Origin of the sequence: Thermococcus sp. GR5, from assembly GCF_012027535.1 — an archaeon.
Classification (GTDB): Archaea; Methanobacteriota_B; Thermococci; order Thermococcales; family Thermococcaceae; genus Thermococcus; species Thermococcus onnurineus.
The window spans coordinates 33,140-58,795 of record NZ_SNUN01000007.1 but is presented as its reverse complement, the minus strand read 5'-3'; the positions used below and the strand labels follow the sequence as shown (position 1 = coordinate 58,795).

Sequence of the window (25,656 nt, the reverse complement as noted above, 5' to 3'; positions counted from 1 at the left end):
GCAACTCATTTATACGCCTGATCTTATCTTTTCTCGGTGATAGAATGGCGTTCCTGAAGGTGGTTCCGCTCGAAGAAGCTCTCAAGGTTATAGACTCATTTCCGCTGAAGCCGGAGATCGAGGAAGTTTCCCTTGAAAAAGCTCTCGGCAGGGTTCTCGCTGAGGACGTAGTCTCTCCAATAGATGTCCCACCATTTGACAGGGCAACCGTCGATGGCTACGCCGTTAGGGCTGAGGACACGTTCATGGCGAGCGAGAGCGAACCGGTGAGGCTGAAGGTTATTGGCGAGATAAACGCTGGTGACACGCCAACGATAGAACTCAAGCCCGGTGAGAGCGTCTACATATCCACAGGCGCACCGTTGCCGAAGGGCGCAGATGCAGTGATACAGTTCGAGGATGTGGACAGGGAAGGCGATGAGGTGGTTATCTACAAGCCGGCCTATCCAAGCTTGGGTGTCATGAAGCGTGGAGCGGACATTCCGAAGGGTAGGTCTCTCCTTGAGAAAGGTACGAGGCTAGGCTTCAAGGAGACGGCACTACTTTCGGCGGTCGGCTTCTCGAAGGTCAGAGTCTTCAGAAAGCCAAAGGTTGCTGTGATAAGCACCGGCAACGAGGTCATTCTTCCAGGAACGGAGCTTAAATACGGTCAGATATACGACATCAACGGAAGGGCCATCGCTGACGCTGTAAGGGAGCTTGGCGGCGAGGCCATCTTCCTGGGAATAGCAAGGGATGACCGTGAAAGCCTGAGGGAACTGATACTAAGGGGTGTCGAGTGCTGTGATATTGTTCTCCTGAGCGGTGGTGCGAGCGGGGGAATAAGGGATCTCACCAGCTCGATAATCGAGGAGCTCGGCGAGGTGAAAATCCACGGCATAGCCATACAGCCCGGCAAACCGACAATAATAGGCCTCATTAACGGAAAGCCCATCTTTGGCCTTCCTGGCTATCCCACGAGCTGTTTAACGAACTTCACCCTTCTCGTCGCCCCGCTCCTCAGGAAGCTCCTTGGCAGGGAGAATGAGGTCAGGAAGGTCAAGAAGAGGCTTGCCCACAAGGTCTTTTCGGTCAAGGGCAGGAGGCAGTTCCTTCCCGTCAGAATCGAGGGCGAAAAAGCGGTTCCGATACTCAAGGGCAGCGGAGCTGTTACGAGCTTCATCGATGCTGATGGCTTCATAGAGGTGCCGGAGAACGTGGAGATACTCGAGGCGGGAGAGGAGGTTGAAGTAACCTTCTTCGGTTGACTCTTTTTGCCGAAATGTCAAGGCGATTATCAAATTATTTTTAAACTCCAGCACCGTTCATCTCCCAGGTGAAATGCAATGCTGGACATAAAGCTCATCCGTGAAAACCCTGATCTAGTTAAGGGCGATCTCATAAAGCGCGGGGAAATTGAGAAGATAAAATGGATCGACGAAATCCTCGAACTCGACAAAAAGTGGCGCGAGAACCTACGGAAGATCAACCAGCTCAGGAAGGAGCGCAACCAGCTCGCTGTGCAGATAGGAAAGCGCAAGAAGGCTGGTGAGCCGATAGACGATCTCCTTGCAAAGAGCAACGAGATTGTGAAGCAGATTGAGACCCTTGAGAAGGAAGTTGAGGAGCTGAGGGCAAAGATCGACTACTATCTCTGGCGCCTGCCGAACATCACCCACGAGAGCGTTCCGATCGGCAAAGATGACAGCGAGAATGTGCCGATAAGGTTCTGGGGCAAAGCGAAGGTCTGGGAGGGGTTCCTTGAGACGTTTAAGGAGCAGAGCCTTGGGAAGATGGACTATGAGGTTATTGACTGGAGGCCAAGGCTCCACGTCGACATGCTCGAGATTCTTCGCGGAGCTGACATCGAGAGGGCCGCAAAGGTTAGCGGTTCAAGGTTTTACTACCTCCTCAACGAACTGGTCATCCTCGATCTCGCCCTCATAAGGTTTGCCCTGGATAAACTCATCGAGAAGGGTTTTATTCCCGTCATACCGCCCTACATGGTGCGCCGCTACGTTGAGGAGGGTGTCACCAGCTTTGGTGACTTTGAAGACGTTATCTACAAGGTCGAGGGGGAGGATCTCTACCTTATTCCAACGGCCGAGCACCCGCTCGCTGGGATGCACGCCAACGAGATACTTGAAGGAAAGGACCTCCCGCTCCTCTACGTTGGTATTAGCCCCTGTTTCAGGAAGGAAGCTGGAACCGCTGGAAAGGACACCAAAGGTATCTTTAGAGTCCACCAGTTCCACAAGGTCGAGCAGTTCGTCTATTCGAGACCAGAGGAGAGCTGGGAGTGGCACGAAAAATTAATACAGAACGCCGAGGAGATCTTCCAGGAGCTTGAAATCCCCTACCGCGTCGTCAACATCTGTACCGGAGACCTCGGCTACGTTGCGGCCAAAAAGTACGACATAGAGGCATGGATGGCTGGACAGGGCAAGTTCAGGGAGGTCGTTTCGGCGAGCAACTGTACGGAGTGGCAGGCGAGAAGGCTCAACATCCGCTACCGCGACAAGACTCACGAGAAGCCCAAGTTCGTCCACACGCTCAACTCAACGGCGATAGCAACCTCGAGGGCTATCGTTGCTATCCTCGAAAACCACCAGACTGAGGAGGGCGTCGTCAAGCTTCCAAAGGTCCTCTGGAAGTACACCGGATTCAAGGAGATTCTCCCGGCGCATATGAAGGAGAAGTGCTGCTAGGGGCTTGAGTGATTTCTTTTAAATCCCCCCGGCCTCCCTTACCTTTCTCCTGACGTTCGGGTCGCGGTCCGCTATGAGCTTCAGCGCTTCCTCGAAGGTCATCCAATCGGGCACCTCTTCGTTGAGGTAAGTGCCTGTCCTTCCTATCGCGTCCCTTCTCGTCAGAACGTGAATGCGCTCGGTTACGATGTCGATGCTAACTCCGAGGATTTTTGCTACTTCGCTCTCCCTTCCGACGACCTCGCGCTCGATGTGACCTCTCTCGGTTGGGACTATAAGAATGAGCTTCTTGTTTACTCCAGGAACCCTCTGCTTGGTCTTCACATCCCAGATGTCTATCGCACCACCCCACTTATAGAACTCCAGCTCCCTCTCTGTCGGTTCTATGAGGGGGAATGTTACCGTAGTTTCTTCATCTATCTCGATGACGCCCTTAATGAGATGCCACGGCGTTGCCATAACGATCTTTCTCCTGCTTACTATGCCCTCAAGGGCGAGCTCTATTAAATAGCTCGGCACCTTGTAGGGAATGAAGATGTCAATGTCGCTGTCTCGTCTAACATCTCCCCTAGCCACGCTACCGTAGAGCTGCGGGTCGAACTGCTCCAGACGTTCCATTATTTTCAGAGCTTTCTCCCGCTTCTCCCAAAGGTAGCGCCAGCGCTTTGGTGGATAAACCACTTCCCTTTCGTCCCAAATCTTAACTACTTTTTCCCTCGGCATCGAACTAGGCTCGACCGGAACGTTTAAAGGCCTACCGATAGCGTTTTATATAGTCGAAACCACTTTGGGGTGGTGAAAGAAATGCCAGTGCTTGGATTCAACATAACCAAGGTCGAGATGGAGAAGAAGGCCATTGGCGTTCCCGGTGGCCAGATTGAGGTCAGGCTCTCGCCGAAGATTAAGGAAATGCGCCTCGGTGAGATACGCACTCCGACCGGAAAGATGAACGGTATTGAGGTTCTCTTCAGGTATGAGATTGACTACAACCCCAAGGTCGCTCAGGGTGTAATCGAGGGAATTATTCTGTATGTTCCGCCTCAGAAGGACAAGATGGACGAGATACTCAACCTGTGGGAAGATGAAAAGAAGATGGATCCAGTAACCTTTGCTGAGATTGTGAACTTCATAACCAAGGAAGTCTCCCCTATGATAATGCTCCTCGCGAAGGAAATGCGCCTGCCCTACCACATACCGCTTCCAAGGGTAGAGGTCAAGTCCTGACCTTTCTTTTCTTAATGATATATTCCTTCTGCCTCGTAGAGCATGTTTGCGACCTCTTTGAGCTCATCCTTTCTAAGGAGTACTTTTTCGGCCAGCTCGAGGGCTTTCGGATAGTTCTTCTTATTGGTGTAGTACTCGATGGTATCGATGTCCTCCAGGAGATCTTCATCTCCCTTTGACGCTGCGAACTGTTTGAGGATAGCCAAGCGGACATTAGCCCTGAACTTCATATCACTTCTGGTTTCAAGGGCGCTCTTGTATGTTTCCATGGCCTCCTTGATTTTGCCAATTCCTATCAGAGCTTCAGCCATCTCCACAAGCTTTTCGGCAGCCATGTCATCGTTGCCGTTGGCGCGATGAGAGCTTACTATCTGATAGAGCATCCTGACGGTGTTTATTCCTATCAGCTTGGCCCTGTTGAAGTTCCTAGCCAGCAAATATGCGTACTGTGCCTTGACGAGACAGCTAGTGGTTCTATCAAGGTCACCGTTGGAATAGGCCAGCTTGCTGGCTTTCTCAAAGTTCTTGGCTGCTGTGTCCATCATCTCAATGAAGTGTATATCGTAGCCAAATATCGACCTGATGAAGCTGGCGAGGCGGTAGAAAGCCTCTGCAGCACCCTTTAAGTCTCCTTTTTCAAGCTTCTCCTCTGCTACCTGCCCATAGAGGGTTATCAGTATCTCCGCGATCCTCTTGTAGGACTCAATGCTGTCGATTATCTTGTAGTACCTGTAGGCGGATTCGTAGGCTCGGATAGCCATGGTGATATCGTCATTGTCCCGGTACGAGTTGCCGAGATCCTCATATATCGCTGCGAACTCTTCGGCGTATTTCATCAGGTTTCTTTCATCGTTTAGCGTCAGAAAGACCTCGAGAACATTGGAGCAGTAATCATCGAGGGTGTCTAGATTAACTCCTGGTCGGGTTATCTCCTTTTCGATAAGGTCAATGTAGAGATAGGCGCTCTTCAAAAGGAATGGGCGGGACTTCTCAATCAATTTAGTTCTCTCAAGCAGAATATATCCCAGGTATTTGTAAAGTCTCGCGGCGTCCCCCTTTTTCCCCTCCTCTTCGTAGCCCTTTGCAGCACGAAGAACAAATTTAAGTCCCTCTTTAATCTTTCCCTCGTTGATTCTCTTGAAAGCTAGCTGTTCCAGTTCTTCTGGCCCTTCTAGTCCCATGTTGGCTGCCAAATTTCTCACCCCACATGATTCAAGTCAGGGTCCCATTGGCTAAATTTAAGAGTCTCAATATTTAAGCGTTGTCTATGCCCATACTATTCTGTACCCTGCTGCCTTTCTCAGTCTGTTCATCACAGCAAAGCCCAAACCTCTCTCTTCGATTCCTTCGGCAATTATGATGTCAACTCTCCTCTTGTCGAGCTCCCTTAAAGCTTTGAACAAATTCCTGGCAACCTCCTCCTCGCTCGTTCCAAGATGGAAGAACTCATCTGCATCGTATTGTTCTGTGGCCATAACTCCAACCCGCAGTCCTTTTTTCCGGTACTCATTAACGAGCTCTTCTATCTTTTTCCTGACGTTCTCTCGGGGTCCTTCAACGACAATAACCTGCGCATTCGGCGAGTAGTGCTTGTACTTCATTCCCGGAGAGCGGGCAACATCGACGAGCTTACCTCTGACCGCAGGGTGTATCTCCACTTCTCCAATGACCTTTTCGATCTCCTCGAGCGGCAAACCACCGGGCCTCAGGAGGGTTGGTTTCTCACCACTGAGGTCGACGACGGTGGATTCCACGCCTATTTTTGTCTCGCCTCCGTCGATTATGCACTCGATTTTTCCGTAGAAATCATCTATGACGTGCTCGGCTAGGGTTGGACTTGGCTTTCCGCTTATATTGGCTGATGGGGCCGCTATTGGCGTGCTGGCCCTTATGAGTGCGAGGGCTATCGGATGGGCGGGCATTCTAACCGCCACGGTGTCTAGGCCGCCGGTAGTGACCGTTGGTACCTCCTCCTTTTTGGGGAGAACCACTGTTAGGGGGCCTGGCCAGAACTTTTCGGCCAGGAGTCTTGCCTCGTCAGGTATTTCTCTTGCGAGCTTTTTGAGGTCATCGAAGTCTGCAATGTGGACTATCAACGGGTTGTCCGCTGGCCTTCCCTTGGCCTCGAATATTCTCCTTGCGGCTTCCTCGTTTAGCGCATCCGCACCGAGACCGTAAACAGTCTCCGTTGGGAAGGCGACGAGCTTGCCCTCGAGTATGAACTTCGCGGCAATCTTTATCTTCCTACCATCCATACCGTCTCGCATATTGATTACTACCGTCATCTTCTCACCCAACGTTCACCGAGAAAAGGCCGTTAAAAACGTTGCCCAATGACATCGAGGTAAACCTTTTCAACCTCCCTTGCCACGGCCCCCCAGGAGTAGAGGCTGGCTATCCTTCTTCCGGTCTTTCCGATCTTTATGTTGGCCTTTGGTTCGAGTATTGACTCAACGGCCTTTACCAGATCCTCGAAGCTTTTGAACGTCAGCCCGTTTTTACCTTCCCTTATTAGCTCGGGAATAGCGCTTACCCTTCTCCCAACAGTCGGAACACCAAGGCTGTTGGCTTCAAGGATTACAAGGCCGAAGCCTTCCCTCTTTGAGGGCAGTACAAGAAGGAGGCTTTCTGAGAGAATTCTATCCACATCGCGGCGGTAACCCAAAAACCTGACGTTCTCCGGCGCTTCCGTCTCGAGTTTCCATCTGAGGGGGCCATCGCCCACTACGAGAAACTCCCTGTCAGGAAAAACCCGGGCTAGCTCGATAAACGTTTCCGGGCTCTTGTAATCTCTCAAGGCTCCAATAAACGTGATGTAGCGCCTTTGCCCCTGTTTCTCCGAGAGAGACTTGACGCCGTTGGGGATAACCTTAACCTTGCCCGCTCCCAGGGAGATCGCCTTCTTTGCGAGCCAGTGGCTGACGGTTATTATAGCGTTTGCCGTCGCAAGCGTTCTTTTGACGTAAAATCTTCCAAGGGTAAGCTTCGCGGTGTGTTCTAAATCGCTTCCGTGGGCTGTAACAACAAGAGGCAGATCAATTCTCTCCCTGGCCAGAACGCCGGCGTAGCTCGTTGTTCCCACAAAGTGAGCGTGCACCAAATCAAAACTGAACTCGCGATGGAGTCGGACTATCTCCTTTGCCCCAAGAAGGGCAAAGCTCGTCCCCCTGATGCCGTAGACCGGTGGAACCTTAACCTGATGGACGAATTCTTTCTCGTTATCTCTCGGTTTAATTGGGCCGTAGGTAAGGACATGCACCTCGTGGCGCTTTCTAAGTTCCCTCACGAGGTTATCGAGGTGGTTTGCAACGCCACCACCGTGGGGAGGGTAGTGTCCTACCATTAGAATCCTCATTTTGACCGGGAAAAATGGAGAAGAGACGTTAAAAAGCCTTATGGTCTTCCCCTGTCCCGGCCTGCAGGTATTCCTGGAATCGGCCTCTTCACCGTCAGCTGGGCTATCCCGTTCTTTATCTGTGGAATCAGGTCATTGAGGAGTGCTGAGTAGTCCCCTCTATCCAAGGCTTTCCCTGCCTGAACCAGTAAAGCCTCGAGGTTGCTAACGTCGTAGCCCTTTTTCTTGAGGACTTCCACCATTACCCGCAGCCGGAACAGCTCCCTGGCCATCTGAAGCTTGGCAGAGCCCTGATAGATGGTGTTCATCTCCCTGTATGCGCGGGAGATAACGAAGTCTGCGTTGAAGTTGGCCCTAATTGCCAGTTCGTAGGCCCTGACGTAATCCCCCTCATTGTATGCCTCCCACGCGAGGATCATCAGCTTCTTGGCATCGTCGAGCTTTTTCCTAGCATCTGGGATTTCAAGACCATCCAAGAGCGTCTCGGCGCGATGAGTCTTGTTCTGTACATCAACTAGAACTTGGTATGTCCTTGTAGTGAAAGGCATTAACATGCTCTCGGAGGAGAAATAATTTGTCCCGAAGCGCTTCTTAAGCCAGAGGTCGATTGTTTCCTCGTTAATAGGAAAAAGGGGGGTTCTGCTGAACGAATTAGCGTAGGTGGCCATGTATCTGACCTCTGTAATCCTGTTGAACTCGTTCAGGACATTCAGCGTGGTCTGGATTTTTCCTTCATCTGTGAGGACTAGAATTGGGATGCCTGCAAACTCATTTGGGAGTGATTCCCTCATGCTCTGTATGGCAAGAACGTCGCGCCCGTTGACGATGACCACGGAAGTTATTTGGCTAAACGCCTCAGGAAACTCCTCCTTGAGCATCTTTATAACTGCTAGGTCTGTCTCGTACCTCGTCTCTCCGTACCAGCGCTCATAGGGTATCCCAAACTCCCCGAAGTCCTGAGTGTATTCCTCTGGTACGGCGACGGATCCGCCGATGATTATTACCTTGTCTGGGTTTATCGTCAGTATCTCTGCACTCGCAGCCGGGTCATAGGTTCCCCATGGGCTAACAACTACCTGGGCACCCAGGATTTTTGCCACATTCTCCGCTATTGCCCTATCAGCCTCGTTGTCGCTCACAAGGATTACGAGCTTTATATTTGCCCCTGCGACATGTACCGTCATGGTGGGGCTTATGATGAATAGGATTCCAATGAGCAATGCGAGGCCTTTTCGTAGTATCACGGCTTTTCACCTGGTTTTGGTTTCGAAAGAGCCATATTTAAGCGTTTTTCACGAAACCGTTTGCCCGTGTTTGTGAGAGGACGGATGAGAAAGTTAAAAAAGCTCCCCCATGTCCTAGAAGATTAAAGGACGTTTAACAACGTTTATCCGCGTTTAAATGCCTCATTAAAGGCTCTTTGGGCGTACTCTCTGAGGGTCATTCCTTCGCTCTTGGCGAGCTTCTTGAGGAGCTTCTGAGCACCGCTGCCATACTGAGCGGCCTTTTTGTCCCTCTCAGCTATCCACTTCGGAAGACCAAGCTCCACGGCAACTTCCCTGAGGATCGCTTTTCTGATGCCCTTCCTTATCTTGGCCTCGGGGGGCGTGTTGAAGGCTGTTGAAATCACTGCCAGATCAAGGAAGGGAACCCTTCCTTCCACGGAATTCAGCATCGCTATCTTATCGTCCCTGACAAGGTTTTTCTCACCTATTTCAAGCAGATCGCTCTCCATGAGTTCTGGCCTCTCGAGGTATTTTGCGTAACCGCCGAAGAGCTCGTCGGCTCCCTGACCGCTCAGAAGAAGCTTGCAGCCATCTTCACGGGCGAGTTTGGTAGCGAAGTAGAGAGGAATACCTATTGCTAGGTTCATTGGGTTCGATTCCTCTATGGCGAAGGCAACTTTTGGAACGGCCTCCTTGACGTCGTCCAGATCAAAAACATACTCCCTAAGTGGAAGACCAAGCTCTTCGCTGACCTTCCTAGCCCATTCGAGATCCTGACTTCCCTCAGCTCCGGCGGTGTAGAGGACGACATCCGAGTACCTCGATGCAGTCAGAGCTATTAGCGAGCTGTCCAGACCGCCGGAGAAGAGAATCCCCGTCCTCTTTTCGACTCTAACCCGTACGGCATGGGTGAGCGTCCTTATTAGCGAGAGTTTTGCTCTTTCCTCAGAAAAAACCATCCTTTTTAGTTCAAGTATACTGAAGAGCTTTCTCCTTTGAACCCCTTCACGCGACAGGAGGATCAGCTCTCCCGGCTGAACTGGAATGGCCCGCTCACCAATCGCCCAGAGCACCTTTTTCTCCGAGGCGAAGAAGCCGTTCGGTGAATAGTAGAGAGGCCTCACACCAACGGGGTCGCGGAAGAGGTATATTCTCCTGCCATCACTGAAGGCAACTGCGTAGTCCCCTTCTAGCATGCTCATGGCCTTTTTAACAGCTGTCTCAACATTAAGGCCCTTCTCCAAGAGATATTCGAGAAGCCTTAGGATCACTTCGCTGTCAACGTCGCTCTCGAAGGAGACCCCCCTGTCCTTGAGGTAGTTCCGAATATGGTTGTGATTGTATATCTCACCGTTATGGACAAGCGCCAGATCGTTGTAGAAGGGCTGGGTGTAACCGAAGGAACCGGTCATGGCCAGCCTGCACTGAAGGAGGCCGATTCTTCCGTCGGGAATTTCATCAAGCTTCGAAAAGTCCTCTGATTTGAGCACTCCTTCGTTAGTCCACACACCAAAGGAGTCCTCTCCTCTGTGCTTTCCAGCAAGAATCATCATTGTAAAGTGTTCCTTGAGGTTGGTTCCGATTCCTCCCGCTACAAGACACATGCTCTCACCCAACGGACTTTAAGATACAACGCCAAAAGGCTTCTCTCTTATTCCTTGAAAGAGTTTTTAAAATGTTAGCTGCTGACTGAAAGGATGCTCACAAAATCGAAAGGCCGGTGAACTATGTTAGGTCTCCGCAGGTGCAGTAATGCTCGTAGGCCAGTGTTTCAAGCTCATCGAAGCCTTCGCGCGTTTTGGCTGAGATGTAAACAACCCTCGTCGGCGGAGCTAGCTCCGGAAGAGTTGAGCACATCTTGTAGGCCAAAAGTCCCTGCATCGACGGGTCGAGCTTAAGTCTGGCCTTCAGATACTCAACGTCATCGAGGTATTTCCTGTACTCATCTATGTTCTCGACGATATCGATTTTGCTGAGAACTGGAACCGTTGTCGTGCCGAGGCGCAAATCTATCATGAGACCGAAGAACCTCACGAAGCAGAAGTCGTGGGGCTTTCTTAGAATGTCTGGGCTGAAGAGGTAAACTGTGAGGGGCTCAGGAAGGCTCTCCATAAGCCTGACCCCGAATTCGTGGAAGAGGAAGGTTTCCATCTGGCCAGGAGTGTCAAGGAGGACGTAGTCGTTCTCTGTATCAAGCCTGATAATCCGATCGATGTAGCTCCCAACTTTTGGGAGAAGCCTGTCGTAGCTCTCAACTATGGCCCCGTTGGGCCCGTAGCCCTCTTCCATTATCTCCCATGCAGTCACTTCGTCCCTAACGTCTAAATCAGGTTTGTAGGGAAGACGCATAACTCCAGTATCAAGGTTCACGTAGGCGACGTTGTGTCCGTTTTCCTTCAGATACCTCCCAAATTCCCCGGTTAAGGTCGTTTTTCCGCTTCCGGCAGTGCCCACGAAGGCCAGTATCACTTCCTCATCACCTGCGCCTTGAGACCGGATATCCTTGCCACCTTTTCTGCGAGCCTCATGTATGCTTTGGCACCTCTGGAGTCGGGCTTATACTCAACGACGGGGACCCCTTCGAGAGTTGCTTCTCTAACGGCTGGATCCTCCGGAATAACAGCTAGGAGAGGTATCTCCATAACTTCCTCTGCAACGTCGGGAGGAATATCGTTATCGCTCCTTCCATAGCGGTTGAGAACGAATCCGAGAATTGCCAAGCCAGCTTTCTTGAGAACCATCCCTACCTTCATGGTGTCGGTCACACACGATATCTCTGGGTTCGTAACGAGAAGAACTTCCTCACCGCTTAACATGGCGTTCATCGCGTCCATCTGAAGTCCAGCAGGAGAGTCTATTATGACGTAGTCGAACTTGTTCTTCAGCTCCCTTATCGTCTCCGGAAGCTTTCTGGGATCGGCCCTTATGACGTGCTCCCAGTCTATCGACGCGGGAATGAGGTGGACGTTTTCGTATGCCGTTGCGTAGATGGCCTCACTTATAGTCGCTTTTCCGGCGAGAACGTCGTGAATGGTCGTGTACGCGTCGTCTATTCCCATAACGAGGCTCAGATTCGCCATTGTCAGGTCAGCATCGATGGCACAAACGTGATAGCCCATCTTTCCGAGGGCTATAGAGAGATTAGCCGTTGTTGTGGTCTTTCCCGTGCCTCCCTTGCCGGAAGCAATGGATATCATTCTGCCCATCGTCCCACCTATCCTATTTTCGACTAAACCTTTATGAACCTTTAGTCAGAGCATCGGTTAGGGAAGTCTTATAAACGGATGAGAGTTTCCGGGACTTCTGAGGTGAGAGAAATGAGAGTGTTCGTTGCTGATACGAGTGTTATAGTAGATGGCCGCCTTACGCAGTTCCTATCAACGCTTGAAGACAAAGTTAAGGTTGTTATCCCTGAGGCAGTCATTGCTGAGATAGAGCATCAGGCCAACGAGGGAAAGGCTATCGGTCATGTGGGACTTGAGGAGCTCAAAAAGCTCCGTGAGATGTCCGACAGGGGGAAGATACTCCTCGAGTTCTACGGCGAGCGGCCCGAGCTCTGGCAGATAAGTAGAGCGAAGGCTGGAGAAATAGACCACATGGTTAGGGAGGTTGCCCAGACGCTGAGTGCCACGCTCATAACTGGTGACCAGGTGCAGAGAGACATAGCCATCGCCAAGGGTATCGATGTGATTTACCTGACGGCCAAGAAAGAAGTCAGGCACCGCTTGGAGGACTTCTTTGACGAGACGACGATGAGTGTTCACCTGAAAGCTGGCTTAAGGCCCATGGCAAAGAAGGGAAGACCTGGAGAGTGGAAGCTTGTTCCCGTTCGTGACGAGATTCTGACCGATGAAGAGCTCGAAGAGATTGCCGATGACATAGTCGAGCGCGCGAGACGTGACCCAGAATCCTTTATAGAACTCGACGAGCCTGGAGCGACCGTCGTCCAGCTCAGGAACTACCGTATAGTCATAGCCAAGCCGCCCTTTGCAGACAGGATTGAGATAACTGCCGTTAGACCAGTCACGAAACTAAGTATAGAAGACTACGATCTGAGCGAGAAGCTCCTGGAGAGGCTCGTGGATAAGGCGGAGGGAATACTCATCGCAGGTGCACCTGGAGAAGGAAAGACGACCTTCGCACAGGCTTTGGCCGAGTGGTACGCTTCCATGGGCAAGATAGTGAAAACGATGGAGAAGCCGAGGGACCTGCAGGTGAGCGACGAGATAACCCAGTACACGGCTTTGGCCGGTAGGATGGAAAAGACGGGGGACATACTCCTCCTCGTCAGGCCGGACTACACGATATTCGACGAAATGAGAAAGACCAGTGACTTCAAAATATACGCTGATCTGAGACTTGCAGGCGTCGGAATGGTTGGTGTCGTGCATGCTACCAAGCCCATCGATGCGATCCAGAGGTTCATCGGAAGGGTCGAGCTGGGAATGATACCCCAGATAGTCGACACTGTGATTTTCATCAAGGCAGGAAGGATCGCCAAGGTTCTAACGCTGGAGTATCTCGTTAAGGTGCCAAGCGGCATGAAAGAAGAGGACTTGGCCAGGCCTGTCATCGAGATTCGCGACTTTGAGACAGGCGAGCTTGAGTACGAGATATACACCTACGGTGAGGAGATAAGCGTTGTTCCAGTAAAGAAGGAGGAGAAATCACCGGCGCTGAGGCTTGCAGAGAAGAGGCTCAAGCAGGAGATAAAGAAGTTCCTGCCCGATGTTTACGCTGAGGTTGAGATAGTCAGCCCGCACAAGGCGGTTATTTATGCCGACGAGTTCGACATTCCTGCAATCATAGGCAAGAAGGGCAAGCGTATCACCGAGCTTGAGAAGCGCATAGGAATAAGCATCGACGTCAAGAGCTTCGCCGAGAGGGAAGCGACAAAGCCGAAGGAGAGGATACATGTCGAGGTCGAGGAGAAAAAGAAAACGATAGTGCTCCGTGTTTCGCCGGACTATGCCAAGAAGCCGCTCAAGTTCTACGGAGGCGAGCAGTACGTCTTTACTGCAACGCCAAGCAAGAAGGGTCTCGTCAAAGTAAGCAAGAGCACACCGATAGGGAAGGAGCTGAAAAGGCTCCTCGATGCAGGCATTCCGATATGGGCCTCGGCCTGATTTCGAAAACTTTTTATGGTTTGTTTTCTTCTTTTATATGGTGGTAATTAGTGGATGCGGCTGATGTTTTGGCAATCATTGATGCAGTGTTGTATTACCGGTTTGGGCTTTCTGCTCCTGTTTGTGGGCAGTTGGATCATCAGCTCTGTGGTCATTGTTCTTGGCCTCGTCATGTGGAAGATGAGGTCTGAATTCACATGTCAAAAGTATTCGCCGCGAGGTGGAAGCACTGAGAAGAAGATTGGGAGATGGCTGAAATGCGGCTCATGAGGGATCTTTCCGTACTCTTTGCGATGCTGACATCGCTTACGTTGATACTCTGGGTTCAGCCAGAGGAAAGGGGCAACGCAACCTTTCTCTTCGCTACTGCTCTTATTGTTTTGGTCTTTCTGTTGCTTGTGCTTACGATGAAGGTTGAGCGCTTGGAATCAAAGGTTGCCAAGCTTGAATCCAGCCTGAAAAAGTTTGAAGAGCGGGGATTTGAAGGTGATAGTTTGGAAAGATAAATCTTTTGAGCTTCTGGCAATCGGGGGTTCTTTGCTTATCTCTTTGCATTCCTAGTCGGCCCAAGGGCCCTGATAATTAGAAGTGCTCTCTGAACCCTTGCTTTCGTCTATCTGGTGGTTGATGTCTTAAAGAAACTGCATGATGGCTCAGCTGCGAGGGTACTCATCATCCTGCCACATGGAGCGTGACTTCAGCTAGCGAAATTGTCGTCATCGCCAGCTTTGGTTCTCGGAAGCTTTTTTAACCCTTTTCCGAAGGCCCAACCATGTTAGTGCTGGCCTCTGCAAGTCCAAGGAGAAGGGAAATACTTGGCAGGTTCATTAAGGACTTCAAGGTAGTTCCGAGCAACGCGAGCGAGGAGTGCTTCTTGACCGAACCGAGAGCTTACGCCCTCGAGCTCGCTCGAAGGAAAGCAAGGGAAGTTTACAACCGCGTCGGCGGGACTGTCATCGGTGCCGACACCGTCGTCTCAATCGATGGCCATATTCTTGGCAAACCCAAGAGCGAGGAAGAGGCCTACAGGATGCTGAAGCTCCTCAGCGGCAGGGTTCACCGCGTCACGACTGGCTACTGCATAATCCACGAGGGAGAAGAGGTCTCGGGTGCCGTCGTCACGGAGGTCAAGTTTAGGGAGCTGAGCGACGAGCTGATATGGGCGTACATAAGAACGGGCGAGCCCATGGACAAAGCTGGTGCCTACGGCATACAGGGGAAGGGAGGCCTATTCGTGGAGTGGATTAACGGCGATTATTACAACGTCGTCGGCTTTCCTCTGGAGATAGTCTGGAAACTCAGGGAACTTGGGTTCGGGGTAATGTAGAAACAACTAAACGCCTTCTTTTAGATTGCATCTCGTTCACATCCCTGTTTTTCTTGAATTTTCTGTTAATCGTTTCAGAATTTAAAAAAGAACTCCGTTTGACCCATTGGAAGTCTTTAATAACAGTTTGTGATAGTGTTACTTTGAGTTATAAAATTTCAAGTTAATTGTAACGAAAAATTTTAGAGATATGGGAATTGACGTGTAAGGTGCCCTCAATTCTGTCGATTCCTGCCCTGATATGTCTATTATCGGATTGGACTGGTTTTTTGCTGTTGGAGATGATAAAAAGGCTGCTCCGGGCTTTGGAACTCTCCAGCGCTGTTAATGGGTTCTCTGGAAAAAACGTCGAGAGGGTCTTGTCCCTTGTGTTCAGTTTGCATATCCATTAAAAAGCGGACAGCACATTGTCGTTTAAACTCCCCTCCGCAGAAAGACTTAAATATTTCCAGCTTTCTTAATTCTTTCTGAGGCAAAAGGGGGTAAAAGCCGCCCTGTTGCAATAAGACTCTAAGAGAATTGAAACTCTTGTTGCGGATTATGGCGGTTGATAGTATCATGACGTTGCAATAAGACTCTAAGAGAATTGAAACACCCTCAACCGCGAGAAGGGCCTGTACTACATTGAGAGTTGCAATAAGACTCTAAGAGAATTGAAACTGTCACGCAGGTGCATCCTCGCCCTAGCCTCCATCAAGTTGCAATAAGACTCTAAGAGAATTGAAACCAATATAGACCGAGAGCAACAAATCCTCACGGGTCAGTTGCAATAAGACTCTAAGAGAATTGAAACTATCATAAGTTGGATCCTGAGCTGAGGGAGAAATACAGTTGCAATAAGACTCTAAGAGAATTGAAACCATGCTCGCGAGGCTGTTGTTCATGTCTCACCCCTCCGTTGCAATAAGACTCTAAGAGAATTGAAACCAGCGTGGCTCCAGGCTTCGCGAATAACGTTCTCGATGGTTGCAATAAGACTCTAAGAGAATTGAAACGCCATCGCGTTAGCCTGCTCATCTTCCGTCCACTGCGTTGCAATAAGACTCTAAGAGAATTGAAACTAGACAACTGGGACGATGTGAGCACTTTGGAGAAAGGTTGCAATAAGACTCTAAGAGAATTGAAACTGCATGCTCAAGGGTGTAGAACACAACATCAAAGTTGGTTGCAATAAGACTCTAAGAGAATTGAAACAGTTGCAGTATGCAAGTGCTCCATATCCGCCGTTGAGTTGCAATAAGACTCTAAGAGAATTGAAACGCATCAAATTACCTCACTCTTGACCTTGACGTTTATAAGGTTGCAATAAGACTCTAAGAGAATTGAAACCGAAAGAGATTGAGAAGAGCGAAAAGAAGAGCAAGAAGTTGCAATAAGACTCTAAGAGAATTGAAACGGGGCCGCTTGCCGAGCTTCTTGAACTGCTGTACCTCCGTTGCAATAAGACTCTAAGAGAATTGAAACATTTACTAACCTCAAGTTACTAAAACCGACAAAAAAGTTGCAATAAGACTCTAAGAGAATTGAAACAGTCTCCCTTAAAGTAGTATGCCCTTTTGTCATGTCTAGTTGCAATAAGACTCTAAGAGAATTGAAACCGGTTTCTGAAGTAGTAATAAGCGGCTCTGCGCTCCTGTTGCAATAAGACTCTAAGAGAATTGAAACTGGCTCATCACCTCACGGGGCTTCGTCCTCCTCTTCGAGTTGCAATAAGACTCTAAGAGAATTGAAACCTTCATAGCTCCTCCTCCTTTCGTGGTGGATATCCGTGTTGCAATAAGACTCTAAGAGAATTGAAACTGATGAATTCGCCGATTGGAATTCTCGGGAAAGCTACAGTTGCAATAAGACTCTAAGAGAATTGAAACCAAAGCTGCGGTCTCCAACCTAACGAAAGACGGCGAAGTTGCAATAAGACTCTAAGAGAATTGAAACGGAGATTTCGAAGTGAGAAGAATTAAAGCAGAATTGAGTTGCAATAAGACTCTAAGAGAATTGAAACAACATTTGGCCAACTTCTCCGGTTCTGAACCACATCTTGTTGCAATAAGACTCTAAGAGAATTGAAACCTTATAAGCCCGTATATCGTCAAAAGGGGCGGCGATGTTGCAATAAGACTCTAAGAGAATTGAAACTACAGAAGATCGAGCAGCGCGAGGCCCAGGAGAGGCGGTTGCAATAAGACTCTAAGAGAATTGAAACAAGAACACCATGACGAAGACCATTGCAACTCCGTACATGTTGCAATAAGACTCTAAGAGAATTGAAACTACCTCATGCCCTCACCCCCCACGCGGTGAGGCTCGCCGTTGCAATAAGACTCTAAGAGAATTGAAACCTAGCCGCGCTGGGGGTGCTGCCATGAGGAAGTTCTACGTTGCAATAAGACTCTAAGAGAATTGAAACAGCTGAGTACCACTGTCATGGAGCATCGCGGAGTCGTGATGTTGCAATAAGACTCTAAGAGAATTGAAACGCGTTTGTAGTGATAACTGCATAAACATACGCGTCGAAGTTGCAATAAGACTCTAAGAGAATTGAAACAGAGGCACTTCACGACAGCATAATCAGCCACGGCCAGTTGCAATAAGACTCTAAGAGAATTGAAACGCAAAAAAAGGTAAGGAGGGATGTGGAGATGGCGGTTGTTGCAATAAGACTCTAAGAGAATTGAAACCCGACAAGTTGAAAGCCTTGTTACCACCGCTGTTGATGGTTGCAATAAGACTCTAAGAGAATTGAAACGCGAGGGCTGAGCGTCGTGGGGAGATTGTAGAAGCGGGTTGCAATAAGACTCTAAGAGAATTGAAACCTTAATGACTTCGTGAAAGAGCACTTTGGCATCTCAATGTTGCAATAAGACTCTAAGAGAATTGAAACACAATACTCAAGAGAATTACAGCTGGATAATCAGCTCGTTGCAATAAGACTCTAAGAGAATTGAAACAGAAGTTCAACGAGGTCTTCAAGGAGCAGTACAGCGGGGTTGCAATAAGACTCTAAGAGAATTGAAACAAGAGCTGGAAAAACTCTATGAGGTCGAGAACCTTAGCGTTGCAATAAGACTCTAAGAGAATTGAAACCCGACGATGCCGATAATCATGTTCAGGTCACCCTTCAGTTGCAATAAGACTCTAAGAGAATTGAAACTTTTTGTGGATAAAAGTTAAAGCGGTGGCTAGTCCCCGTTGCAATAAGACTCTAAGAGAATTGAAACCTTTGTGAGTTTGTCTTTGTTGAGGCCGAGGAATGAGTTGCAATAAGACTCTAAGAGAATTGAAACTGACTCGGCAATGAAGTCCCTCAAAAACTCCTCGAGTTGCAATAAGACTCTAAGAGAATTGAAACACCGTCCGGCTGAGGAGGTAACGCTGGAGAACTACAAAGTTGCAATAAGACTCTAAGAGAATTGAAACTGAGGAGAAGATGAGAGGAAGCAGGGAGACGTTCATAAGTTGCAATAAGACTCTAAGAGAATTGAAACGTATTTTCGTCGTATTCTACCAAGGTGGGGTCAGTTGGTTGCAATAAGACTCTAAGAGAATTGAAACGACCCGCATGCGCTGGACTTCCTTGACGGCTACCAGTGTTGCAATAAGACTCTAAGAGAATTGAAACTTTTAAATCGACTGGTTGAGCTTCTCAAAAAATATTAGTTGCAATAAGACTCTAAGAGAATTGAAACACAGCACCCTCGACGTTTCTACGACAGTCGTTCAGGAGGTTGCAATAAGACTCTAAGAGAATTGAAACATCATGTGGGTGGCTGGGTCATCGAGCTAACAGAGGGTTGCAATAAGACTCTAAGAGAATTGAAACCAAATTCCAACCGCCGAAGCTAGTGCCCCATTTCCTAGTTGCAATAAGATTCTAAGAGAATCGAAATTACAAAAGCTCTCCAAAAAATAAATCCTCCTTCGTCCCCCCAGCCTTCCTGAAGACCTTCTCGCTCCAGCTTACGTTTCCAACGCTTCTCGGCCAGTGGGCATCGCTGGCAAAGGTGAGCTTTATACCTCTTTTTATGCACGCCCTGATGAAGTCCAGTTCGGGGACTTTATAACGTGAGCTTATCTCGAAGGCCTTTCCATTCGCTTCGGCCAGCTCTAGTATCTCCCTCAGGCCCTCCTCGCTTGGATAGCCTGTGTAGGGGAAGCTCGCCCCGAAGTGGCCGATTACGTCAACGTTCTCGTCTTGGAGGGCGAGCTTAACGAGCTCGACGTGTTCCTCCGGCGTCTCCACCCACAGGTGAACGCTTGCTATCACGTAATCAAGCTTCTTGGCTATGTCCGTGGTTATATCGACTCCCCCGTGCATTATATTGGCCTCCACTCCGGCTAAAACGACGAGCTCGGCACTTTCGCTCCACTGGCGTATCTCTCTGACGTATCGGTTGAGGCTCTTTGGGGTGAGGTAATGGATGTGATCGCTTATTCCGAGGAGTCTCAGCCCTTTTTGTTCAGCTGCGGCTATGTTTTCGGGAACGCTCCCGGTTCCGTCCGAGTATGTGGTGTGGGTGTGGAGATCTATCATGATCATGACTCCTCGCTGGGCATTAAAAAGACTTCTGGACAAAATATCCAATGTAAAGTCCAACCTTTAGTTTTGACAATCTTTAAATACTATCCGGAACAAAATCCTTCCGGTGGTTGAAATGGTCGAGCGCTCAAAGGTTAGGGTCGTTATCGCCAAGCCCGGTCTTGATGGCCATGATAGAGGCGCCAAGGTCGTTGCGAGGGCGCTGAGAGATGCAGGGTATGAAGTCATTTACACGGGTATAAGACAGACTCCGGAACAGATAGTTGAGACAGTCATACAGGAAGATGCCGCCGTACTGGGAATAAGCATTCTCTCAGGTGCACATATGGTTCTAATACCTAAGATCCTCAAGCTCCTTGAGGAAAGGGGTCTTAAGCTGAACGAGGATATCGTTGTTTTTGCCGGTGGAATAATCCCGCCCGACGATGCCGAGGAACTCAAAAAGATGGGTGTTGCGGAAGTGTTTGGACCGGGGACGCCGCTTCAGAAGACTATTGATTTCATTGATAGGGCCGTAGAGAACCTCAAGCGCTTTAGGGAAGGCTTAACTTTATAATTTCTTTCTTGGATAATTTGTCCGAGTGATGACGATGATAGACGACCTGATCGAACGCATGCTCCAGGGAGATAAGCGTGCCACGGCCAGGCTGATAACCCTGGTAGAGAACGACGAGGATAAAGCTAGAGAAGTAATCAAAAAGATCTACCCCCACACGGGCAATGCCTATATCGTCGGTATCACTGGCCCCCCTGGAGCTGGAAAATCAACTCTTCTCGACAAGCTGATCAGGGTTGCGAGGGAGGAAGGCAAAGTTGTCGGCGTCATAGCCATCGATCCGACCTCGCCTTTCACCGGCGGCGCTCTGCTCGGCGACAGGATAAGGATGCAAAGGCACTCGACTGATCCCGGCGTTTTTATCAGAAGCATGGCCACACGCGGCTCCCTTGGTGGACTGGCCAAGGCCACAAGTGACGCGATAAAGGTGCTTGATGCTTACGGTTGTGACGTTATTTTCGTTGAGACGGTTGGCGTGGGCCAAATAGAGATTGACATCGTCAAAACTGCAGACACAGTCGTCCTTGTTACAGTTCCAGGACTGGGCGACGACATACAGGCTATTAAGGCCGGCCTTATGGAGATAGCGGACATTTTCGTCATAAATAAGGCCGACAAAGAAGGGGCAGATGCCACTTACTTCGAACTTAATATGATGCTCGACCTCGAGAAGGAGCGCTGGGAGAAGCGCGGCTGGAGGCCGCCGATAGTCGAGACTGTGGCGACGACAATGAGAGGCATAAGAGACCTCTGGAAGGCAATACAAGATCACCATGAGTTCCTTGAAAGGAGTGGCGAAATAGAGCGCAAGAGGAAGTTCCGTGCAGAAGAAGAGGTTAAGACTATAATCTCCGGTAGAATCGCGAAGATGATAAGTGAGCGGCTCGACGAGGAAGAGGTTTCGGGCCTGATAGATAGAATTGTGAAGCGGGAGATAGACCCGTACTCTGCCGCGGATTTGGTTCTTGAAAAAACTCTGGGGGTGAGGGTATGATAAAGAAAATTGACCACGTCGGTATTGCAGTGAAGAACCTTGAAGAGGCCATAAAGATCTGGGAAGGTCTCGGCCTCAAGGTCGAGGAGATTGAAGAAGTGCCGGATCAGAAGGTTAGAACTGCGATAATCCATGTCGGCGAGAGCAGAATCGAGCTTCTGGAGCCAACGGCCGAGGACTCCCCAATAGCCAAGTTCATTGCCAAGCGTGGTGAAGGCATACACCACATAGCACTTGGAGTTGATAACATAGAGGAACACCTTACAAAGCTGAAGGAAACGGGTTACAGACTGATCGACGAACAGCCTAGAATCGGTGCAGGTGGTGCAAAAATCGCATTCATACATCCAAAGGCTGTAACGGGCGTTTTGCTCGAACTCTGTGAGAGAAATGGAGAGTGATCTGGTACAGGATTCAGAAATCCCCAATTTCTTGTTATTTTTCCAGGAGTTGGTTGAACCAAATGACTTGTTGTGAAATCCTTTACTTAACTCACAGTAACATTTATATAGGGCATACCGAACTTGCGTTGGTCATACCCTAATCCTGATGTATCAAGTGATCTGTGTGAAGTGATGGTTATGTTACTAAAGGGAAGGCCCCTACGAAGGGGGTCAAGAATAATGGACTATCGGCGGCTTAATGATATACTCATGAAAGACGTGGATCGTAAGAAAATACTTATAACTCGAAGACCTCCCTTTGAAATCCAGGCACACAATGTCCATCCGATATGGCTTGCCAAGGTGTCTCATCCAAGTGCGGTTCATCCTTCTAGGCTTCATGTGATCGAACAGGCGGTCTGGGAGCATCTTCAGCAGGAGGAGGCAGACGTTGTTCTCGATGCTGTTGAGTATCTCATAATTGAGAATGGTGTTGAACCAACCCTCCGCTTTGTTAGCAAGCTGCGTGATATAGCTCTTCTCATGAATTCGGACTTCTATGTGACAGTTGGTGATGGGCTGGACGACAGAGTTTTCAACATTCTCAAGAGGATCATCGAGTAGGTAAAGTTATATAACCTTCTTCGTCGTTCTCCAGTTTAGGTGTAGGGCATGCCGTACATCGAGAAGATTGAAATGAAAGGTTTCAAATCCTACGGTAATCGAAAAGTCGTTGTTCCACTTTCTAAAGGATTTACAGCAATAGTGGGTGCCAACGGTTCTGGAAAGAGCAACATCGGTGACGCCGTTCTCTTCGTTCTTGGTGGTCTATCCGCAAAAGCCATGCGTGCAACGAGGATAAGCGACCTCATATTCGCTGGTACAAAGACTGAACCTCCCGCTAAATACGCAGAGGTTGCGATGTACTTCAACAACGAGGACAGGGGCTTCCCGATAGATGAGGATGAAGTCGTTATCAAGCGCCGCGTCTATCCCGATGGTAGGAGCACTTACTGGCTCAACGGCAAGAGGACGAGCAGAAGCGACATCCTTGACGTGCTAAGTGCGGCCATGATCTCTCCAGAGGGCTACAATTTAGTCCTTCAGGGAGACATCACCAAGTTCATCAAGATGAGCCCTACTGAGAGAAGGATGATCATCGATGAGATATCAGGCATAGCGGAATACGATGCTAAGAAGGAGAAGGCTTTGAAGGAGCTTAAACAGGCGGAGGAGAACCTCGCGCGCGTTGACCTGCTCATAAGAGAGGTAAAGGCCCAGCTCGACAAACTTGAAAAGGAGAGAAACGACGCCTTGAGGTACCTCGACCTGAAGGAGCGTGTTGAGAAGGCTAAGGTTACGCTCCTTCTTGGAGAAATTAGGAAGCTCGAGAATCTTATCGAAGAAAGCACCGTCCGTGACAGGGGCATAGAGGCCGAGATAGCGGTTATAGAGGAGCGCCTCAAGGAGATAGCCAAGGAGATAGTAGCGAGGGAGAGGGAGCTTAACGCTGTCGAGAGGGAGCTGGAGGAGAAGAGCGAGGATGGTATCCTGGAGGTCACCAGAAAGATAAGCGAGGTTCAGTCGAAGATAGAGATGGCCAGGAAGAACATTGAGCTCGCTCAGAAGGAGATAGAAGACAGCCAGCGCCGCCTTGCTAAGGCTAAGGAGGAACTCAGGAAGGTTTCGGAGGAGATAGAGAAGAACAAAAGCGCGATCCAGCGCTGGAGCAAGAGAAGGGAGAAGCTCAAGGCTGAGATAAAGGAGAAGGAAGTCGTCAAGAACGAGCTTGTCATCAAGCTGGGAGAGATAGACAGGGACTTTGCGATAGCTAAGCAGGACTTCGACAGAGTCGTCGACGAGCTGGAAGAGGCCAAGAAGGAACTCTACATGAAAGAGAGCGACGTGAGGAAGTTTGAGGAGGAGATAGAGCGCCTCAAGGCCAAGATGGCCCAGGACAATGCAAAGAGGGTCGCTCTCAAATCCAAGATCGAGGAAGCGAAGAACTCCCTGGAAAGCAAGCGCTCAGAACTTGGTGAAATAGATGGTAAAATGACAAAGGCCGAGGCTCGCCTGAGGAAAGCTGAGAAGGAACTGGAGGAGAAGACGAAGAAGCTGAACAAGGTTTCGAGTGAACTCGTTAAGGTCAGGGAGGAGCTGATAAAGGCTGAAGCCCAGAGGGAAGTGAGGGGCAATAGGGCGATAGAGTTCCTGAAATCCCAGAACATCCCCGGCCTCTACGGGTCTCTGGGTGAGCTGATAAGTGTTGGGGACGAAAACTACGCGCTGGCCGTGGAGGTCGCCCTCGGCGGCAACTACGACAACGTTGTTGTTGAAGATGATAAGGTTGCTGAGAAGGCGATAAAGCTTCTCAAGGAGAAAAAGCTCGGAAGATTAACATTCCTCCCGCTCAACAAGATAAAGCCGCGCTCCATGAAGGAGAGGCCCTCGCTGGGTATCCCTGCGATGGACGTCGTCCAGTACGATCCGCGCTTCAAGAACGCCGTTGCCTATGCCCTCGGGGACACACTCATAGTGAACGACATGGACGAGGCGAGGGCAGTTGGTATCGGAAAGGTCAGGATGGTGACCCTTGGGGGCGAACTCCTTGAGAGGAGCGGAGCGATTACAGGTGGTCACTACAGACCGAGGGGCAAGCTCTCAATCAACACCGACGAGCTGAGGAGAAAGGTCGAAGCCCTCGAGAGGGAAAAGGAAACCCTCGAGTCTGCAATCAACGCTCTCAAGCTTGAGATTAAGGGTCTCCAGAACGAGATCTTTGAGCTGAGAATGAGGAGGAGCGACCTGAGCAAGGACCTTCAGGTCATCCAGCGCGAGATGGACAGGCTTTTAGCGGAGGACAGGGCTCTGAAAGAGGAGATTGAGGGGAGCGAGAAGCTCATCAAGGCTCTCGAAAAGAAGATCCACGATACAAAGGGTGAGATGGCAAAGCTCCGCGGAAGGATAGAGAGGCTCGAGAAGAAGAAGGAGAAGCTCAAAAAGGCCCTGGAGAACCCGGAGGCCAGAGAGCTCAACCAGAAGATAAGAGAGGTCGAGCACGAGATAAGCGCCCTCAGAGAAGAGCTCAGCAAGGTCGAGAGCAAGCTGGAGAACCTCGAGATAAGGATAAACGAAGAGCTCCTCCCGAGGAAAGCTGACCTGGAGGAGGAGATTGAGGGCTTAATCAACAGGATAAACGCCCTTAAGAGCAACATAGTCGAAAATGAGAAGGCCATCGAGGAGTTTGAGAAGGATCTCGAGGAGCTCAAGAAAGCAGAGGAGAACGTTAAGGACGAGCTCAAGGAGCTCCGCGAGAGAAGGGAGACGCTCAGGAACGAGATAGTTGAGCTCCGCGCCGAGAAGGAAGAGCTCACGAACAAGATCCAGAACCTCAGGATAGAGGCCAACACGCTGAAGATACGCCTCGCTCAGTACGAGGCTACCCTCAAGGAGAAGCAGGCGGAGCTCAAGCACCACGACGCCAAGCTCATCAAGTCTATCAAGGAGATACCGCTGGAGCTCGAGGCACTGAAGGAAGAAATAGAGCGCATGGAGGAGGAAATACGCTCCCTCGAGCCGGTTAACATGAAGGCCATCGAGGACTTTGAGGTCGTCGAGAGGCGTTATCTTGAGCTGAAGAGCAAGCGCGAGCAGGTCGTCGCCGAGAAGGAGAGCATAGAGGAGTTCATCGAGGAGATAGAAGGCCAGAAGAGGAACGTCTTCATGCAGACCCTCAACGAGATCGCCAAGAACTTCTCCGAGCTCTTCGCCAAGCTCTCACCGGGTGGAAGCGCGAGGCTCATCCTCGAGAATCCCGATGATCCATTCGCTGGTGGACTGGAGATAGAAGCCAAGCCAGCCGGCAAGGACGTCAAGAGGATTGAGGCCATGAGCGGTGGCGAGAAGGCTTTGACGGCTCTGGCTTTCGTCTTTGCAATCCAGCGCTACAAGCCAGCGCCCTTCTACCTCTTCGATGAGATAGACGCCCACCTTGACGATGCAAACGTTAAGCGCGTTGCTGACTTGATAAAAGAGGCCTCGGAGAACAGCCAGTTCATTGTCATAACTCTCAGAGACGTTATGATGGCCAACGCAGAGAAGATAATAGGTGTGAGCATGAGGAATGGCGTCAGCAGGGTCGTCGCGCTCAGCCTTGAGAAGGCCATGAAGATACTCGAGGAGGCAAGGAAGAAGAGCGAGGCCGAGCACGCCGAGATGTTTGGCCATCTAAGCGGGTGAGA

Annotated in this window: 19 protein-coding genes, 1 pseudogene and 1 CRISPR repeat array; of the genes and pseudogenes, 11 read left to right on the top strand and 9 right to left on the bottom strand. The window is 49.9% G+C overall.

The genetic code is table 11. The features are described 5' to 3' along the window. Positions 1–44 precede the first annotated feature (44 nt). Both glp and serS read left to right on the top strand, forming a co-directional pair. On the top strand, positions 45–1,247 hold the full coding sequence (gene glp, locus E3E33_RS07790; RefSeq protein WP_167711989.1) for a gephyrin-like molybdotransferase Glp: 1,203 nt from the start codon (positions 45–47) through the stop codon (positions 1,245–1,247). Positions 1,248–1,325: 78 nt separating this feature from the next. Beyond that, positions 1,326–2,687, top strand: coding sequence for a serine--tRNA ligase (serS, locus tag E3E33_RS07785; RefSeq protein ID WP_167711990.1), 1,362 nt, complete (start codon positions 1,326–1,328; stop codon positions 2,685–2,687). 18 nt (positions 2,688–2,705) lie between these two features. On the opposite strand, the gene E3E33_RS07780 is transcribed toward serS, so the two are convergent. After that, positions 2,706–3,410: a nucleotidyltransferase domain-containing protein gene (locus E3E33_RS07780; RefSeq protein ID WP_167731677.1), complete on the bottom strand. Its 705-nt coding sequence runs from the start codon at positions 3,408–3,410 to the stop codon at positions 2,706–2,708. An 81-nt stretch (positions 3,411–3,491) separates the two neighbouring features. Between E3E33_RS07780 and E3E33_RS07775 the strand changes: the two genes are divergently transcribed. Then, entirely contained in the window at positions 3,492–3,911 is a 420-nt protein-coding gene (locus tag E3E33_RS07775) for a hypothetical protein (RefSeq protein WP_012572048.1), read from the top strand. Positions 3,912–3,922: 11 nt separating this feature from the next. On the opposite strand, the gene E3E33_RS07770 is transcribed toward E3E33_RS07775, so the two are convergent. The 7 genes from E3E33_RS07770 to minD all read right to left on the bottom strand — a co-directional run bounded on the left by E3E33_RS07770 (position 3,923) and on the right by minD (position 11,698). Continuing rightward, a complete protein-coding gene (locus E3E33_RS07770) occupies positions 3,923–5,104 on the bottom strand; it encodes a hypothetical protein (RefSeq protein ID WP_012572047.1) in 1,182 nt (393 codons plus the stop codon). A 72-nt stretch (positions 5,105–5,176) separates the two neighbouring features. Continuing rightward, entirely contained in the window at positions 5,177–6,196 is a 1,020-nt protein-coding gene (locus tag E3E33_RS07765) for an L-threonylcarbamoyladenylate synthase (RefSeq protein ID WP_167712147.1), read from the bottom strand. A gap of 32 nt (positions 6,197–6,228) precedes the next feature. Beyond that, a complete protein-coding gene (locus E3E33_RS07760; RefSeq protein ID WP_012572045.1) occupies positions 6,229–7,266 on the bottom strand; it encodes a glycosyltransferase family 4 protein in 1,038 nt (345 codons plus the stop codon). 38 nt (positions 7,267–7,304) lie between these two features. Continuing rightward, a complete protein-coding gene (locus E3E33_RS07755; protein WP_167712146.1) occupies positions 7,305–8,510 on the bottom strand; it encodes a hypothetical protein in 1,206 nt (401 codons plus the stop codon). A 143-nt stretch (positions 8,511–8,653) separates the two neighbouring features. After that, the gene (asnB, locus tag E3E33_RS07750) at positions 8,654–10,096 is read right to left on the bottom strand and encodes an asparagine synthase (glutamine-hydrolyzing) (RefSeq protein ID WP_167712145.1); all 1,443 of its coding nucleotides are present in this window, start codon (positions 10,094–10,096) and stop codon (positions 8,654–8,656) included. Positions 10,097–10,217: 121 nt separating this feature from the next. After that, positions 10,218–10,961 (bottom strand): ATP/GTP-binding protein, encoded by a 744-nt coding sequence (locus tag E3E33_RS07745; protein ID WP_012572042.1) that lies wholly within the window; start codon positions 10,959–10,961, stop codon positions 10,218–10,220. Next, complete coding sequence (minD, locus tag E3E33_RS07740; protein WP_012572041.1) at positions 10,958–11,698, bottom strand: cell division ATPase MinD; 741 nt, start codon at positions 11,696–11,698, stop codon at positions 10,958–10,960. The genes E3E33_RS07745 and minD overlap by 4 nt, the downstream gene beginning before the upstream one ends. Before the next feature lie 111 nt (positions 11,699–11,809). Here minD and E3E33_RS07735 point away from each other — a divergent pair, with 111 nt between their 5' ends. The 3 genes from E3E33_RS07735 to E3E33_RS07725 all read left to right on the top strand — a co-directional run bounded on the left by E3E33_RS07735 (position 11,810) and on the right by E3E33_RS07725 (position 14,945). Then, a complete protein-coding gene (locus E3E33_RS07735) occupies positions 11,810–13,618 on the top strand; it encodes a PINc/VapC family ATPase (protein WP_167712144.1) in 1,809 nt (602 codons plus the stop codon). A gap of 248 nt (positions 13,619–13,866) precedes the next feature. Next, a complete protein-coding gene (locus E3E33_RS07730) occupies positions 13,867–14,124 on the top strand; it encodes a hypothetical protein (protein WP_167731676.1) in 258 nt (85 codons plus the stop codon). 266 nt (positions 14,125–14,390) lie between these two features. After that, on the top strand, positions 14,391–14,945 hold the full coding sequence (locus E3E33_RS07725) for a Maf-like protein (protein WP_167712142.1): 555 nt from the start codon (positions 14,391–14,393) through the stop codon (positions 14,943–14,945). 496 nt (positions 14,946–15,441) lie between these two features. Next, positions 15,442–18,832: direct repeats of the CRISPR family, unit length 30 nt; unit sequence GTTGCAATAAGACTCTAAGAGAATTGAAAC. A gap of 2 nt (positions 18,833–18,834) precedes the next feature. Here E3E33_RS07725 and E3E33_RS07720 read toward each other — a convergent pair. Then, a pseudogene (locus E3E33_RS07720) lies at positions 18,835–19,482 on the bottom strand (PHP domain-containing protein); the annotation flags it as partial. Between the two features lie 115 nt (positions 19,483–19,597). Between E3E33_RS07720 and E3E33_RS07715 the strand changes: the two are divergent. The 5 genes from E3E33_RS07715 (at position 19,598) to smc (ending at position 25,654) form a co-directional block, all read left to right on the top strand. Further along, positions 19,598–20,038 (top strand): cobalamin B12-binding domain-containing protein, encoded by a 441-nt coding sequence (locus E3E33_RS07715; protein WP_012572036.1) that lies wholly within the window; start codon positions 19,598–19,600, stop codon positions 20,036–20,038. A 34-nt stretch (positions 20,039–20,072) separates the two neighbouring features. Next, positions 20,073–21,032 carry a methylmalonyl Co-A mutase-associated GTPase MeaB gene (gene meaB, locus E3E33_RS07710; RefSeq protein WP_012572035.1) on the top strand — a complete coding sequence of 320 codons (960 nt, stop codon included), beginning with the start codon at positions 20,073–20,075 and terminating at the stop codon, positions 21,030–21,032. Further along, the gene (gene mce / locus E3E33_RS07705; protein ID WP_012572034.1) at positions 21,029–21,433 is read left to right on the top strand and encodes a methylmalonyl-CoA epimerase; all 405 of its coding nucleotides are present in this window, start codon (positions 21,029–21,031) and stop codon (positions 21,431–21,433) included. Before meaB ends, mce begins: the two co-directional genes overlap by 4 nt. A gap of 174 nt (positions 21,434–21,607) precedes the next feature. Further along, a complete protein-coding gene (locus tag E3E33_RS07700) occupies positions 21,608–22,039 on the top strand; it encodes a DUF835 domain-containing protein (RefSeq protein ID WP_238516375.1) in 432 nt (143 codons plus the stop codon). A gap of 48 nt (positions 22,040–22,087) precedes the next feature. Beyond that, a complete protein-coding gene (gene smc / locus E3E33_RS07695) occupies positions 22,088–25,654 on the top strand; it encodes a chromosome segregation protein SMC (protein WP_167711900.1) in 3,567 nt (1,188 codons plus the stop codon). Positions 25,655–25,656 lie beyond the last annotated feature (2 nt).